Source organism: Candidatus Omnitrophota bacterium, assembly GCA_021735655.1.
Taxonomy (GTDB): domain Bacteria; phylum Omnitrophota; class Gorgyraeia; order Duberdicusellales; family 4484-171; genus JAHKAJ01.
Window position 1 is genome coordinate 11,317 of sequence record JAIPGM010000012.1, and the last position, 15,912, is coordinate 27,228.

Genomic DNA, 15,912 nt, shown 5'->3' on the forward strand with positions numbered 1-15,912 from the left:
ATTATATTGAATGAGTAATAATCAGATAAAAAGTCGCATCAAGCAATTGCGGCAATTAATTAGAGAAGCCGACCATCGTTATTATTTGCTTAGCGATCCGGAAATTTCTGATAAGGAGTACGATCAGCTTTTAACCGAGCTTAAAAATTTAGAGGATCAATACCCGCAGCTAGTTACTAAAAATTCTCCCACCCAACGTGTTTCCAGTGATTTAGTTGAAAACTTTCCTACTGTAAAGCATAAGGTTAAGATGTTGTCTTTGGACAATACTTATTCTATCGAGGAGCTAAAGGGGTGGGAAAGCAAAATAAAACGGATACTTAAGCGAGAGGTTGACTTAGGTTATCTGGTTGAGCCTAAGATTGACGGGGTGAGCTGCTCTTTAGTCTATGAAAAGGGAGTTTTGGTCCTTGGTTCCACTCGTGGCAATGGGGAGATGGGGGAAGATGTTACTGCTAATGTCAGAACAATTCATTCGATTCCGCTTACCTTGCGCGATGGATATCCCCAAAGTATTGAAGTTCGCGGCGAGATATATATGGAAAAGACTGATTTTCAAAAGGTTAATAAAGAAAGGGTTGCTCAAAACCAAGCTCTTTTTGCTAACCCTCGTAATGCAACCAGCGGGTCACTTAAGTTGTTAGATCCTGCTGTGGTTTCTAGAAGAAAACTAAAGTGTTTAATTCATTCTTTTGGTTGGGCTAAAGGTGTAAGTTTTAAAACTCATCAGGATTTTTTTGATAAGGTAAATCAATGGGGTTTTCCGGTCGATGATCGAAGCGTTCACTGTGAGAATTTAGAAAAGGTCATAGAGTATTGCTTGAAGCAAGAATCCGAGCGTAATAGTTTTCCTTACGAAATCGATGGAATGGTAATTAAGGTGAATAGTCTTAATTTACAGAAGGAACTAGGAGTAACACTTAAATCGCCGCGTTGGGCTGTAGCTTATAAATTTCCGGCACACCAAGTAACTACTAAGATTGAGGGAATTGAATTTGGAGTCGGCAGGACCGGTACGATTACTCCGGTTGCGATATTAGAACCAGTTAAATGTGGCGGTGTTGTTATTTCTAGGGCCACTCTCCATAACTTTGATGAAATAGAACGGTTGGGCGTCAAAAACGGTGATACGGTTTTGTTGGAACGAGCTGGGGAGGTTATTCCGAAAATAATAAAAGTCATCATTTCTAAACGCAAGGGGGTAGAGAGGAAGATAAATATTCCTTCTCGCTGTCCGGCTTGTAAAGCTAAAGTAGCTAAAGAGAAGGAGAGTGAAGTTTCTTGGTATTGCTTTAATATCGATTGTCCAGCTCAACTGAAACGATCACTTAGACACTTTGCTCATCGCGGGGCAATGGACATTGCGGGGTTCGGCGAAAGTTTGGTAAACGAACTGGTTGATCGTAAGGTTGTAAAAAGTATCGTCGATATCTACAGTTTGAATAGAGAAGATTTAATGAAGCTACCGTTGTTTAAAGAAAAAAAAGTAACCAATATAATTAATGCAATTGCCCTTAGCAAAAAACAAAGTTTTTCGCGGTTTTTGTATGGATTGGGAATTCGTCATGTTGGGGAAAAAGCAGCATCGCTTTTAGCTGGTCAATATAGGAGCATTGATCAGCTTGCCGGAATAAAAAAAGAAGACTTAGAGAAAATACCAGAGATCGGCCCAGTGATGGCTTCTTCGATCGTAGAATTTTTTTCAGCCTCAAAAACAAAAAAGATGCTTGAGGCCTTTAATGCGGCCGGACTTAATTTAAATCAAAAATTGCCGATAGTCAAATCGAGTAAAATCAAAGCAATGACCTTTGTTTTTACTGGAGAGTTGAAAAGTTTAAGTCGCAATCAGGCTAAGGAGCTTCTGGAAACACTTGGAGCTAAATGGTCTTCCTCGGTGAGTAAGGGTACTGATTATTTGGTGGCTGGCAGGAATCCGGGCTCAAAATACGCCAAGGCTAAGGAGATGGGCGTAAGGATTGTTTCAGAAAACGACTTTTTGAAGCTAATTGGCAAATAGATGGGTAACCTTTTTTAGCCAAATTTGGACCCTAAAAACCCACCTGTAAAAAATATCATTTTTTTTCTTGACAAAAATTTCGTTTATAGTATCATCGTTAGGTCTATATTTTTATATATAATTTAATACTTTAAAAACAGGCTGATTTTAAGGCAGTATTCGCCGGCTTAATGCAAACATAACGCCCACGTAGCTCAGTCGGTAGAGCACTTCGTTGGTAACGAAGAGGTCACCGGTTCGATTCTGGTCGTGGGCTTAGTTAAACAATAAGATGATTCAAAAACCACAAAAGTGGGGCGGGAGGTTTTTAGACTTTTCGCTCCTTTATTATTATAACTATTTATGAGAGAGCTAATTGCGTTATCATGTACTGTGTGCAAACGAAAGACTTACTACTTGAGTAAGAACAAACGAAAGCACCCTGAAAAAATGACTCTTAAAAAATATTGTCGTTTCGATCGTAAACATACAGAACATAAAGAGGCTAAGCCATGATAGGCGAGTAGCTCAATTGGCTAGAGCACCGGTCTCCAAAACCGGGGGTTGCAGGTTCAACTCCTGCCTCGCCTGTGTTTAAGATTGTTTGAAGTTAGAAGATGATAAAGAAATTAAAACGGATACCTGTTTTTTTTAAGGAAGTAAAGGAAGAGCTAAAAAAAGTAAACTGGTCGACTCGCCAGGAGCTAGTTGCAGCTGCTTCAATTGTTGTGGTAGTTGCAATTTTGTTAACCGCTTATATCTTTACTATTGACTTAGGATTGTCACATTTAATCCAAATTATATTGAAATGAAGCAGTGGTATATTTTACATACACTTAGTGGAGCCGAAGATCAAGCTAAAGCTAACCTTGAAGCGCGGATTAAGGCCCACAGTTTTAACGAAGCTATTGATCAGGTAATTATTCCGAAGGAACAGATTACTGAAGTTAAGCTTGGTAAGAAACGTGTTCTCGAGCGGAAGTTCTTTCCAGGGTATATTCTTATTCATATGGATATGAATGATGATTCTTGGTTGTTTGTGCGTAAGACCCCGGGTATTACCGCTTTTATCGGTCCTCGTCGAAAACCCTCACCAATATCTCAAGAAGAAGTAGATCGAATTTTTGCAAAGGCTGAAGAAAGTAAGGCTAAACCAGCGCCAAAGGTAACCTTCGAGAAAGGGGAAAGCGTACGGGTAGTTGAAGGGCCATTTATCAATTTTAATGGTGTAGTCGAAGAGGTGCATCCTGATAAGGGAAAATTAAAGGTTAGTGCTTCAATTTTTGGAAGAACTACACCGGTTGAACTTGAATTTTGGCAAGTGGAGAAAATTTAAGATGGCTAAAAAGAAAAAGAAAAAACCAGTTGTCCAGATAAAATTACAAATTCCTGCTGGAGCAGCTACAGCTATGCCACCAGTTGGACCAGCTCTCGGTCAGCACGGTATAAATCCGGGAAAATTTTGCAAAGAATTTAACGATGCGACCAAACAAAAAGAAGGGGTGATTCTCCCAGTAATTATTAGTGTCTACGAAGACAAGTCTTATGATTTCATTACTAAGAGCCCACCGGTTTCTTTTTTGTTAAAGCGGGCGGCAAATCTTGCTAAAGCTAGCCAACAACCGGGGAAAGAAATTATTGGTGAAGTGACCAAAGCGCAAGTTTTGGAAATTGCTAAAGAAAAGATGGAAGATTTAAATACCGCTGACTTAGAAGCTGCTGCTCGAATTGTCGAAGGCACTGCTCGAAGCTGTGGGATAAAAGTGGTTTCTCAAATAAGTAAAAAGCCAGTTAACCCTGATAATTAAAATGAAAAGAAGCAAAAAATACTTGGAAGCAAAAAAGTTAGTTGAGGAAGGAAAGGCTTATTCTGTTGATGCAGCCATAGAGATTTTAAAGTCAATGCCGTCAGTAAAGTTTGATCAGACGGTTGAACTCAGCGGAAAACTTGGTATTGATCCTAAGCAATCTGATCAAATGGTTAGAGGATCGGTAGTTTTGCCTCATGGTACTGGTAAAGAGATAAAAGTTTTAGTATTTTGTGAGCCAGAAAAAGAAAAGGATGCTAAAGATGCCGGTGCTGATTTTATTGGTTCTGAAGATATGATTGATAAAATTTTAAATGATGGCTGGACTGGATTCGATTGTTGCATATCCACTCCTTCAATGATGCGCTCAGTAAGTAAGTTAGGAAGATTTCTTGGTCCGCGTGGTCTTATGCCATCTCCGAAAACCGGCACGGTTACTGATAATGTGTCCTATGCGGTTAGCGAAGCAAAAAGAGGGAAGATTGACTTTCGAGTTGATAAATTAGGTTGTATTCATGTTGGGGTGGGGAAGGTTTCTTTTGACAAGAAGGCCTTGGTGGAGAATATTGATGCTTTTATCAAAGCTTTAGCTGCTTCTCGGCCGCAAAGCTTGAAGGGTGATTTTATAAAAAGTGTGCATGTTTCTGCAACAATGAGTCCTTCTTTGAGACTTACTATACAAGCAAAATTTTTAGGAGTAAGCGATGACTAAGGGAGTTAAAAAAGTAGGTCTAATAACTAGAGAAAGAATCGTTGAAGACTTGAAAGAAAAGATTAACGGATCTTCAGGTTGTTTTTTTATTGGTTTTAACAAGGTCGGAGCTTTTGGTTTTAATAAATTACGTAACGAGTTGGCTAAGGCCGGAGCCAAAATTTTTATAACTAAAAATTCATTATTCAAAAGGGCATTTAAGGATTTAGATTGGAAAGATTCTGATGATATCCTAGATAAAGAAACCGGAGCAGTTCTAGTTTATGATGACGATGTGGTAAAAACTTGTAAAATTATAGTTGATTTTGCTAAAGAAAGTGAAACCCTTCAAGTTAAGGGAGCCACAATACAAGAAAAGAAGATTGGACCGAAGGACGTGCAGGCTATGGCTAAGCTTCCTCCTCGTGAGACGCTTTTGGCTATGGCTGTTTCTGGTTTAGCGGCTCCGATAACCGGTTTTGCTACTTGTCTAAATCAGGTAATTTTAAAGTTTGTATGGGTTGTTGCTGAGATACGAAAAACAAAAGATCAAGCTGATAAAAAGTAGGAGGGCGTTATGGCAAAAGTAGAAGATATTTTGAAGATGGTTGAAGAGATGACAGTTCTCGAGCTTTCTGAGTTAGTTAAGGCTTGCGAAGATAAGTTCGGGGTTAGCGCTTCAGCTCCGGCAGTTGCAGTTGCTGCTGGTCCTGGTGCAGCCGCTGAGGAAGAGGAAGAGAAGACTTCTTTCAGCGTAGTTTTAACTTCAGTTGGTGGAAATAAAATTGCCGTAATTAAAGAAATTCGGGCAATTACTGATTTGGGGTTAAGAGAAGCTAAAGAGCTTGCTGATTCTGCTCCTAAGCCGGTTAAGGAAAACATTTCTAAGGAAGAGGCTGAGGAAGTTAAGAAAAAATTAGAAGCAGCCGGTGGGACGGTAGAGTTAAAATAATTAATTCGACTAAAGATTCTTGAAACCTTAGTTTCGAAATCTAAGTTTCATTGAGGAGGAATAAATTGAAAAAAGCAAAAAAGCTGTCGTTTGCTAAGATTAAGAAGAGTGCTTCGATGCCGCATTTCCTTGAGCATCAGAGGCGTTCTTTTAGTGAGTTCTTGCAATCAGATGTAGTGCTTGAAAAAAGAAAAGCTGTTGGTCTTCAAGAGATTCTTCAGGAAGTCTTTCCAATGGAAAGTCCGGATAAACAATATCGCCTTGAATATGTTTCTTATTCCTTGAGTCGACCACGATATGGCGTTGAAGAATGTAAACGACGCTCACAAACTTATGCTGCTTCATTGAGAGTCCGTTTGAGACTTATTGATCCTTCATCTTCAGTGAAAGAGCAGGAGATTTACTTGGGAGATATTCCATTAATGACCGAGACAGCTTCCTTTATAATTAATGGAGACGAAAGGGCGATCATCAGCCAGTTGCAGCGTTCACCTGGTGTATTTGTTGAGGAGGAGACTCATCCTACTGGAAAACGTATCTATTATTCTCGAGTTATTCCTTACCGTGGATATTGGCTCGAGTTCAGAACCGACATAAACGACACTATAACTGCCATAATTGATCGTCGAAAGACTTTTCCGGCCACTCAAATTTTAAGAATAATGGGGCTATCTTCAAATGATGATATCTATGCTAAATTTTCTGATAAACCTTATCCAGAAATAGTTAATACTGTTAAAAAAGATACAACCAACAATAAAGAAGAAGCTTATCTCGATTTTTATAAAAAGATGCGTCCTACTGAGCCAATAACTTTAGAAGCGGCCAAGGAAGTATTTAGAAGAATGTTTCTTGATGGACGTAGATACGATTTAGGAAAGGTTGGCCGTTACCTAATGAATAAGAAGTTGAAAATGGACATTTCGCTTAGTAAAAGAACTTTAGATTTGCCGACTATAGTTGAGATCATAAAGTCTTTATTGGCAGTTAAAGCTGGTAAAAGAGAAACTGACGACATTGATCATCTTTCAAATCGTCGTGTAAAGTTGATTGGCGAACTTCTTCAGCATCAAGTACGTGTGGGCCTCTTGCGTGTTGAGAGAACTTTTATGGAGCGTTATTCGCTGATAGCTTCTAATGATTTTTCGATCCAGCACCTTATAAACTCTCGTGCTTTTTCTACTCAAATTCAGGATTTCTTTGCTCGTTCACCGCTATCTCAGTTTATGGATCAGACAAATCCCTTAGCAGAAATAACTCACAAAAGGCGTCTTTCGGCAATGGGCCCCGGCGGTCTTTCTCGCGAGCGGGCTGGTTTTGAAGTTCGCGACGTTCACCCTACGCATTATGGAAAAATTTGTCCAATCGAAACGCCAGAAGGAGCAAATATTGGATTGCTTTCTTCCTTAACTACCTATTCACGAATTAATCCTTTAGGGTTTTTGACGACGCCTTATCGAAAAGTTGATGGAGGGGTAGTTAGTGAGAAGATTGATTACCTAATGAGCGATGAAGAAGAAAACAGGGTTATCGCTCAAGTATCAGCGAACATTGGCGATGATGGAAGAATCAAGGATAAAGAGATTTATTCTCGGTATCAAGGAAAATTCCCTAAGTTAAAACCGAGCAAAATTGAATATATGGATATTTCTCCTCAGCAGATTATTTCAGTCTCAGCATCACTGATACCATTCTTAGAACATGATGATGCTAATCGTGCGCTTATGGGTTCTAATATGCAGCGTCAAGCTGTGCCGCTCATGTTTCCTCAGGCACCACTAGTTGGTACTGATATCGAAGAAAAAGTAGCTCGTGATACTGGGGTTATGGTCGTAACTAAAGAGTCAGGAAAAGTTACAGCTGTTGATGCTGCTTCAGTTACCATAGGCGATTATATTTATAAGTTAAAAAAGTTCACTCGTTCCAATGCCGATACTTGCATTAACCAACGGCCTTTAGTTAGTAAGGGTGATGAAATACGTAAGGGCAGGATTTTAGCTGATGGTATGGCTACTCAAGGTGGAGAACTAGCTTTAGGCACCAACTTGTTGGTAGGGTTTTTGCCTTGGCGTGGTTATAACTTTGAGGATGCAATTATTATTAGTGAAAGATTAGTGAAGGATGACATTTTGACTTCTTTGCATATTGAACGTTTTGAAAGCGAAGCTCGAGAAACTAGGCTTGGCAATGAGGATATTACTCGAGATATACCTAATGTTGGCGAAGAAGCTTTAAGCAATCTTGATGAATCTGGGGTTGTAAGGATCGGTGCCGAAGTTATACCTGATGATATTTTAGTTGGCCGGGTTACTCCTAAAACTGAAAAAGAGCTTTCTCCGGAAGAACGTTTGCTTCGAGCTATTTTTGGTGAAAAAGCTGCTGACGTTAAAGACACTTCCTTGCGCGTTCCTCCGGGAATTTATGGGGTAGTTACTGATGTTGAGATATTTCAGCGTAAAGACCGGGGTCGAAAATCAAAAAAAGAAAAAACCGAAGAATTAAAACGGATAAAAGAAATTGAAAAATACTACGAAGAGGAAAAAAACCTTCTTGAACGAGAAAAGAGTCGACGTTTAAGTGCTATTTTAGGAAAAACTGAATCACGAATTGTTGTTTCTGACCTTGAGGATAGCGAGGAGGCCAGGGCTACTACAAGCATATATGATGAGCGGCTTAATGAGCTGGCTATTGAAAGAGAGTTAGAAATGGCTAAGATTAAAAAAGGTGATGAGCTTCCAGCCGGAGTTTTAAAGCGAGTAGTTGTTTTTGTGGCTATGAAGCGAAAAATTTCCGCCGGCGATAAGCTTAGCGGACGACACGGTAATAAGGGGGTAATTTCAAAAATTTTACCTGAAGAAGATATGCCTTTCTTAGAAGATGGAACTCCGCTAGATTTGCTTTTGAATCCTTTAGGGGTGCCTTCAAGAATGAATGTTGGTCAATTGCTCGAAATGCATTTGGGCTGGGCGGCAAAGAAAATGGGTGTGAGGATAGTTTCTCCGGTTTTTGACGGCGCCAAACAGGAAGAAGTTGAAGAGATTCTTAATAAAGCCGGATTGCCAGAGGGAGGTAAGATTACTGTTTATGATGGATATACCGGAAAACCCTTCGGGCAGAAAATTGGCTTAGGTTATATGTATATTATGAAATTAGTACATATGGTTGATGATAAAATTCATGCTCGAGCTATCGGGCCATATTCTCTTATTACTCAGCAACCTTTAGGTGGAAAAGCTCAATTTGGTGGTCAGCGTTTTGGAGAAATGGAAGTTTGGGCACTCGAGGCTTACGGAGCAGCCTTTACTCTTCAGGAGATGCTAACTGTAAAAAGTGATGACGTTGAAGGAAGAACTAGAATTTATGAAGCAATAGTTAGGGGCGAACAAAAGTTTCAACCTTCAGTACCTGAGTCTTTCAATGTTTTAGTGAAAGAATTGCAGGGGTTATGCTTAGACGTAAGAGCCGAGAAGGAAAGGGAGAGTAAATAATATGCTTGAAAACGTTGGTTTTTTCGATCATATAAGTATAAAGTTAGCTTCGCCTCAAGTAATAAAGAGTTGGTCTTCTGGTGAGATAAAGAAGGCAGAAACTCTAAACTATAGAACTTTAAAGCCTGAAAAGGATGGACTTTTCTGTGAAAGAATTTTTGGTCCGGCAAAAGATTGGGAATGTCATTGTGGAAAACTTAAAGGTATAAAATTTAAGGGCGCAAAGTGCGATCGTTGCGGAGTCGAGATTTTACATTCTTCAGTTCGTCGTCAGCGCATGGGAATTATTGATTTAGCTGCACCTTGTACACACATTTGGTTTTTTAAAGTACTTCCTTCAAGAATTGGTGCGCTTTTAGATTTGAGTATAAAGCAGCTCGAAAAGGTCATTTATTACGAAGAATATGTGGTTATTGATCCGGGGACAACTAATTTGAAAAAAATGCAACTTCTTAGCGAAGCTGACTATCGAAAGGCTCTCGATCAATATGGTAAGGAGTTTAAAGTTTCTATCGGTGGTGACGCTGTGAAGGAACTGCTTAAAGATATTGATTTAGCCAAACTTAGCAAAACAATCCGTAAAAGTATTGATAAGGGAAGGGTTGGGATTAATAAAAGGTTACTTAAGCGTCTAAAGATAGTCGAGGATTTACGTCGTTCAGGTAATGAACCGCATTGGTTAGTTTTAGATGTGCTGCCGGTTATCCCACCAGACCTACGTCCTTTGGTGCCTTTGGAAGGTGGTCGTTTTGCTTCTTCAGATCTTAACGATTTATACCGACGGGTAATTAACAGAAATAATCGTCTTAAGAAACTAATGTCTTTAGGCGCTCCTGATATAATTGTTAGAAATGAAAAACGGATGCTTCAGGAGGCTGTGGATGCGGTCATTGAAAATGGTCGTCATGGCCGTCCAGTTATGGGTCCACAAAATCGACCATTAAAGAGTCTTTCTGATATGCTTAAGGGGAAACAAGGTCGGTTTCGGCAGAATCTTTTAGGTAAACGAGTTGATTATTCTGGAAGAAGCGTTATCGTTGTTGGTCCGGAGTTAAAATTACACCAATGCGGTATTCCTAAGCAGATGGCCCTAGAGTTAGTTGAACCATTCATCATAAAAAAGTTACGTGAAAAAGGTTTTGTTCATACAATAAAAGGCGCCCGAAGAATGGTTGAGAGAGCTAGGGTTGAGGTTTGGGATATACTTGAAGGCGTTATTACTGGTCATCCGGTTTTGTTAAATCGCGCACCGACCTTGCATCGTTTAAGTGTCCAGGCTTTTTATCCGGTTTTAGTCGAAGGCAAGGCTATAAAATTGCATCCTTTAGTTTGTGCGGCTTTTAATGCCGACTTTGACGGAGACCAAATGGCAGTTCACTTGCCGCTATCTTTGGAAGCTCAGGCTGAAGCAAAAATTATAATGATTTCGGTTAATAATATTTTTTCTCCTTCCGATGGTCGTCCGGTTATTGCTCCTAGCCAAGATATGATTATTGGTTGTCGCTACCTAACTATGGACAAACTAAAATCTAAAGGAGAAGGGCTTATTTTTTCTGATAGTGAAGAAGTACTTACTGCTTATCAAGATGAAGAATTAGATCTTCATGCGAAGATCAAACTACGAATTAACGAAAATGGAGAGCGAAAACTTATCGAGACAACTACTGGAAGGGTTATCTTTAATCGAATTTTACCAATTGGATTTCGTTTTGTTAATGAACTGCTTAATAAGTTAAAGGTTTCTGAAATTATCAGTGAGTGTTATAAATCTTTTGGCCACAGTTCAGTAATAAAACTTCTTGATGATATAAAAGATTTAGGTTTTAATTATGCAACTTTAGGTGGTATAAGTATCGCCATCAATGATTTAGTGATACCGGAACAAAAACAGGGGTGTATTGACGAAGCGACGGCAGAGTTGGCAAAGGTAGAAGATCAATATCGAAAAGGAATTATTACTGAGCGTGAGCGACATAATAAGATTATTGATGTTTGGACTAGGACTACTGACCGAGTGTCTGAATATGTTTTTAAAAACATGGATGCAGATAATCCAGTTTTTATGATGGCTGATTCTGGAGCCCGTGGTTCAAAACTTCAGGTAAGGCAACTTGCCGGTATGCGTGGACTAATGGCTAAACCATCAGGTGAGATTATCGAAATACCAATTACCTCAAATTTTAAAGAAGGCTTAACTGTTCTAGAGTTTTTTATTTCTACTCACGGTGCACGAAAAGGTCTAGCCGATACAGCTTTAAAAACTGCTGATGCTGGATATTTAACTAGGCGCCTAGTAGATGTTGCTCAGGAAGTTATTATTATCGAAGAAGATTGTAATACTGTAAATGGCATTACAGTTGCTGAAATTGTTGAGGGTGAAGACGTGGTGGTTCCTTTGAGGGAACGAATTATCGGAAGAGTAGCTTCAGATAATATTGTCGATATCATTAGCGATGAGGCTATTGTTAAGGCTAGTGAAGTTATTACTGAGGAAAAAGCGTTAATGATTGAGCGTCTAGGTCTAGAGAAGATTAGAATAAGAAGTGTATTGACTTGTGAATCTGAACGCGGAGTGTGTGTTAAGTGCTATGGGTTAAATTTAGCTGCTCGAAAACCAGTAGAGATTGGTGAGGCAGTGGGAATTATTGCTGCTCAATCGATCGGTGAGCCGGGAACCCAGCTTACGATGAGAACGTTTCATATCGGTGGAACAGCCTCACGAGTTGCTGAACGCGCTTTTATCAAGGCGCGTGAAACGGGAATAGTAAGATACCATAACCTTAAGGTTGTTGCTAAAGGCAAGTACTTTGCCGTCCTTAACAGGAACGGAATGATCAGTATTAATGATGATATGGGTAGAGAGTTGCAACGAAATCCGGTTCCTCAGGGGGCTTCAATTGTTATTGCTGAAAATGGCTCAATAGAGAAAGATAAGATATTCGTGAGATGGGATCCATACTCGTCTCCGGTTTTAGCTGAAGTTGGCGGTAAAGTTAAGTATGAGGATGCAATTGATAAAATTACCATACAGGAAGAGTTAAATGCTACGACTGGAATAAAAGAGCGGGTAGTTGTAGAATTCAAAGGAGACTATCATCCTCAAATTTTAATCCTTTCTGAAAAGGAAGAAGTATTGGGAATATATCCTTTATCGACTGGGGCTCACATAATGATTGAGGAAGGTGGCGTAGTTGAGCCTGGAGATGTTATTGCAAAAACTCCACGTTTAGTTGCTAAAACTAGAGATATTACTGGTGGTTTGCCTAGGGTAGCTGAACTTTTTGAGGCTCGACGGCCTAAAGATCCAGCGGTTATTAGTGAAATTGATGGTTTTATTGAATTTGCTGAGATAGCTGGAGAAAGAAATGTTATTGTTCGCAGCCCTACTGGCATGAAGCGAGAATATGCAATTCCTGCCGGAACGCATCCAATAGTTTATCGTGGGGACCAAGTAGTTGCTGGACAACAGCTAACTGAAGGTCCGATAGTTTTACAGGATATTTTGCGAGTTTGCGGCGATAAGGTTTTGCAGGAACATTTAGTTAATGAGATACAAGAAATTTATCGACTTCAGGGGGTACGGATTAATGATAAGCATATTGAGGTAATTACTCGCGAAATGCTAAAGAAAGTAAGAATAATTGATTCCGGCGATAGTGAATTTTTACCCGGTGAAGCAGTTGACAAATGGGATTTTCGTAAAGAAAATGAGAAGATCATCAAAAAAGATGGTAAGCCGGCTACGGCTGCACCGCTTCTTTTAGGTATCACTAAAGCATCGTTAAGCACTAAGAGTTTTATCTCGGCAGCTAGCTTTCAAGAGACTACACGTATTTTAGCTGATGCAGCTACCGCCGGGAAAATTGATCGACTACAGGGATTAAAAGAGAACGTTATAGTGGGCCACCTTATACCGGCTGGAACCGGTTTAAAGAGGTACCGGGAAATTGGAGTAGAAAAATGCCAACCATAAGTCAGTTAATCAGAAAATCAAGAGTTTTAAAACGTAAAAAAGGTAAATCACCGGCTCTACGAGGGTGTCCTCAGCGACGAGGGGTTTGCGTTCAGGTGAGAACAATGACGCCGAAGAAACCCAATTCAGCCTTACGTAAAATCGCTAGAGTTCGTTTGACCAATGGTGAGGAAGTGACTGCTTATATTCCTGGAGAGGGGCATAATCTGCAGGAGCATTCGATAGCCCTGGTTCGAGGAGGAAGGGTTAAGGATCTTCCCGGGGTGCGCTATCATATAGTAAGAGGAACTCTTGACTGTCAGGGTGTACAAAATAGAAAGAGGTCACGTTCAAAGTACGGGGCTAAAAGACCTAAATGATAATTAGTGGTTCATTAGGAGGTTAAAGTTGAGAAGAAGACGAGCGCCAAAAAGAGACGTAAAAACAGATTCGAAATACAACTCAGAAGTAGTAGGTAGTTTTATAACTATTATTATGCGTGATGGTAAAAAGAGCACTGCTCAAAAAATTATCTACAATGCTTTTGATTTCATTGCTGATAAATTAAAGGAAGACCCTTTAAACATATTTTTTGCTGCCTTAGAAAATGCAAGACCGAGGATGCAAGTTAAACCGCGAAGAGTCGGCGGAGCTACTTATCAAGTTCCTTTAGAGGTACCTAAAGAAAAAGGAACTACTATTGCTCTTCGTTGGATGAAAGATTTTGCTCTTAAGAAAAAAGGGAAGCCGATGGAGATTAAATTGGCGGAAGAGATTATCGCTGCTTATAAGCGCGAGGGGTCAGCGGTAAAAAAGAAGGAAGACACACATAAGATGGCTGAGGCCAATAAAGCTTTCGCTCATTTTAGATATTAAGCTTTAAAAGATAAGGATTTAACTAACTTTGTTAACAACGAGTAAGATTCAAGTGAATAGCACAATAAAACTTATGAAGAAGAAAGGAAATTTGGAAAAAATACGCAATATTGGGTTTATCGCCCATATTGATGCCGGGAAAACTACTACTACCGAGAGGATACTTTACTATACCGGAAAGACTTATAAGCTGGGTGAGGTTCACGATGGCACAACGGTTACCGATTGGATGGACCAGGAACGTGAACGAGGCATTACTATTACTAGTGCGGCTACTTATTGTCAGTGGAAAGACCATCAAATAAATATTATCGATACTCCTGGGCATATTGATTTTACTGTTGAGGTTGAAAGATCGCTAAAGGTTTTAGACGGAGTTGCTGTTATTTTTTGTGGAGTTGGTGGAGTTGAACCGCAGTCAGAGACTGTTTGGCATCAGGCTGATCGTTATCATGTGCCGCGAATTGCTTTTATTAATAAAATGGATAGGGTTGGTGTAGATTTTTTCGGCGTACTTGATGATATGCGTAATAAGCTTCAGATTGCTATGGCTCCGGTTCAAATACCGATTTATAAAAATGATGATTTTACCGGGGTGGTAGATTTAATTCAGGGCAAGGCTGTATACAATCAGGGGGAATTGGGCGAAGAGATAGTCTTAGCTGATATTCCTGAAGAATTTAAAGAGTCTTCGATTAAGTACAGAGATAAGCTTATCGAAAAGCTAGCTGAGCTCGATGATGAATTTATGCATAAAGTAATTAATGGTGAACAAATAGCTCCTGAGTTGATAAAAAGCACTATAAGAAAATATGTAATTATTAATAAATTTGTTCCGATTCTTTGTGGTTCGTCGCTAAAGAATAAGGGAGTTCAGCAACTTTTAGATGCGGTTTGTGAATACTTACCTTCACCGATTGAGGCACCTCAGGTTCGTGGCTTAACTGTTAAGTCTAGCGAGGAGCAAATTATTGAACCAGACAGTTCGGGTCATTTTTGTGGGTTGTGTTTTAAGGTTTTTACCGATCCTTTTGTTGGTAAGCTGTTTTATGTCAGGATTTATTCCGGAAAGATAACGGCTTCAAGCATTATTTACAATGCGATTAAAGATGAGAAAGAAAAAATTTCTAAAATTATTCGGATGCACGCTAATAAACAGGAAGCAATTAATGAGGCTATGGCCGGCGATATCGTTTGTCTAACCGGTTTAAAAAACACTACTACCGGAGATACTCTTTGTGAAATTAGACATTCAGTTATTTTAGAGGCAATAAAGTTTCCTGAGCCAGTAGTTTCTTTAGCAATAGAACCTAAGACTAAGGCTGATCAAGAGAAGCTTTTTTCAGGTTTACAGAAATTGTCAGCCGAAGATCCGTCGTTTAAGGTTAGTTATAACCGAGAAACTGGACAGAATATAATTTCCGGAATGGGCCAGTTGCACTTAGAGATTATGGTCGATAGGTTAATTCGCGAGTTTAATGTAGTGGCTAAGATCGGTAAACCGCAGGTTGCTTATAAAGAAACGATTACTCGCAAGGTTGAAGCTGTTGGTAAGTTTATCCAACAGACCGGAGGACGTGGACAATACGGTCATGTAGTTATAATGTTAGAGCCGTTAGACAAAGGTAAGGGTATTATTTTCGAAACTAAGATAAAGTCCGGCGTAGTTCCCAAGGAGTATATTCCCTCGGTTAAAAAAGGTATTGAGGAGGCAACTGAGAGTGGAATATTGGGAGGTTACCCGGTGGTTGATGCAAAAATAACTTTAATTGATGGTTCTTATCATGATGTTGATTCATCAGAATTAGCTTTTAAGGTAGCTGGCGAGATTGCTCTTAAAGAGGCTTTAAGAAAGGCGCACCCAGTAATTTTAGAACCGGTAATGGATTTAGAGGTGATAGTCTCCGCTGAATATTCTAGCCAGGTTATTGGAGACTTGAATTCACGTCGGGCGAAGATTTCGGCCATCAAAGAGAAAAAGAATCTAAGAATGATCAGCGCTGATGTGCCGCTCTCAGAAGTTTTTAATTATGCTGATTCACTTCGCAGCTTGACACAAGGCAGAGCCTCTTATACAATAGAGCCTTCGTATTACGAGAAAGTTCCCGAGGAAGTATTGGTAAAAATATTAGGAGTATGATAGTTATAT

The 15,912-nt window shown here is 39.6% G+C and carries 13 protein-coding genes and 2 tRNA genes; all 15 read left to right on the plus strand.

All coding sequences use genetic code 11. The annotated features are described in order from the left end of the window. Positions 1–10 precede the first annotated feature (10 nt). The 15 genes from ligA to fusA all read left to right on the plus strand — a co-directional run bounded on the left by ligA (position 11) and on the right by fusA (position 15,903). The gene (ligA, locus tag K9L86_07915) at positions 11–2,017 is read left to right on the plus strand and encodes an NAD-dependent DNA ligase LigA (protein MCF7908777.1); all 2,007 of its coding nucleotides are present in this window, start codon (positions 11–13) and stop codon (positions 2,015–2,017) included. Between the two features lie 183 nt (positions 2,018–2,200). After that, positions 2,201–2,273 (plus strand) — tRNA-Thr (locus tag K9L86_07920). 86 nt (positions 2,274–2,359) lie between these two features. Next, the gene (gene rpmG, locus K9L86_07925; GenBank protein ID MCF7908778.1) at positions 2,360–2,512 is read left to right on the plus strand and encodes a 50S ribosomal protein L33; all 153 of its coding nucleotides are present in this window, start codon (positions 2,360–2,362) and stop codon (positions 2,510–2,512) included. Position 2,513: 1 nt separating this feature from the next. Continuing rightward, a tRNA-Trp gene (locus K9L86_07930) sits at positions 2,514–2,587 on the plus strand. A gap of 26 nt (positions 2,588–2,613) precedes the next feature. Further along, positions 2,614–2,808, plus strand: coding sequence for a preprotein translocase subunit SecE (gene secE / locus K9L86_07935; GenBank protein MCF7908779.1), 195 nt, complete (start codon positions 2,614–2,616; stop codon positions 2,806–2,808). Continuing rightward, positions 2,805–3,332, plus strand: a complete 528-nt coding sequence (gene nusG, locus K9L86_07940) for a transcription termination/antitermination protein NusG (protein MCF7908780.1) — start codon at positions 2,805–2,807, stop codon at positions 3,330–3,332. The genes secE and nusG overlap by 4 nt, the downstream gene beginning before the upstream one ends. Before the next feature lies 1 nt (position 3,333). Continuing rightward, positions 3,334–3,804 carry a 50S ribosomal protein L11 gene (gene rplK / locus K9L86_07945; GenBank protein MCF7908781.1) on the plus strand — a complete coding sequence of 157 codons (471 nt, stop codon included), beginning with the start codon at positions 3,334–3,336 and terminating at the stop codon, positions 3,802–3,804. Between the two features lies 1 nt (position 3,805). Next, positions 3,806–4,516 (plus strand): 50S ribosomal protein L1, encoded by a 711-nt coding sequence (gene rplA / locus K9L86_07950; GenBank protein ID MCF7908782.1) that lies wholly within the window; start codon positions 3,806–3,808, stop codon positions 4,514–4,516. After that, entirely contained in the window at positions 4,509–5,063 is a 555-nt protein-coding gene (gene rplJ / locus K9L86_07955; protein MCF7908783.1) for a 50S ribosomal protein L10, read from the plus strand. The genes rplA and rplJ overlap by 8 nt, the downstream gene beginning before the upstream one ends. Before the next feature lie 9 nt (positions 5,064–5,072). Further along, entirely contained in the window at positions 5,073–5,447 is a 375-nt protein-coding gene (gene rplL, locus K9L86_07960; protein MCF7908784.1) for a 50S ribosomal protein L7/L12, read from the plus strand. Positions 5,448–5,563: 116 nt separating this feature from the next. After that, a complete protein-coding gene (gene rpoB / locus K9L86_07965) occupies positions 5,564–8,935 on the plus strand; it encodes a DNA-directed RNA polymerase subunit beta (protein ID MCF7908785.1) in 3,372 nt (1,123 codons plus the stop codon). Position 8,936: 1 nt separating this feature from the next. After that, positions 8,937–12,908, plus strand: coding sequence for a DNA-directed RNA polymerase subunit beta' (gene rpoC, locus K9L86_07970; GenBank protein MCF7908786.1), 3,972 nt, complete (start codon positions 8,937–8,939; stop codon positions 12,906–12,908). After that, positions 12,896–13,267, plus strand: coding sequence for a 30S ribosomal protein S12 (gene rpsL, locus K9L86_07975; GenBank protein ID MCF7908787.1), 372 nt, complete (start codon positions 12,896–12,898; stop codon positions 13,265–13,267). The genes rpoC and rpsL overlap by 13 nt, the downstream gene beginning before the upstream one ends. A 28-nt stretch (positions 13,268–13,295) precedes the next feature. Continuing rightward, the gene (gene rpsG, locus K9L86_07980; GenBank protein MCF7908788.1) at positions 13,296–13,763 is read left to right on the plus strand and encodes a 30S ribosomal protein S7; all 468 of its coding nucleotides are present in this window, start codon (positions 13,296–13,298) and stop codon (positions 13,761–13,763) included. A gap of 73 nt (positions 13,764–13,836) precedes the next feature. Beyond that, positions 13,837–15,903, plus strand: coding sequence for an elongation factor G (gene fusA / locus K9L86_07985; GenBank protein MCF7908789.1), 2,067 nt, complete (start codon positions 13,837–13,839; stop codon positions 15,901–15,903). Positions 15,904–15,912 lie beyond the last annotated feature (9 nt).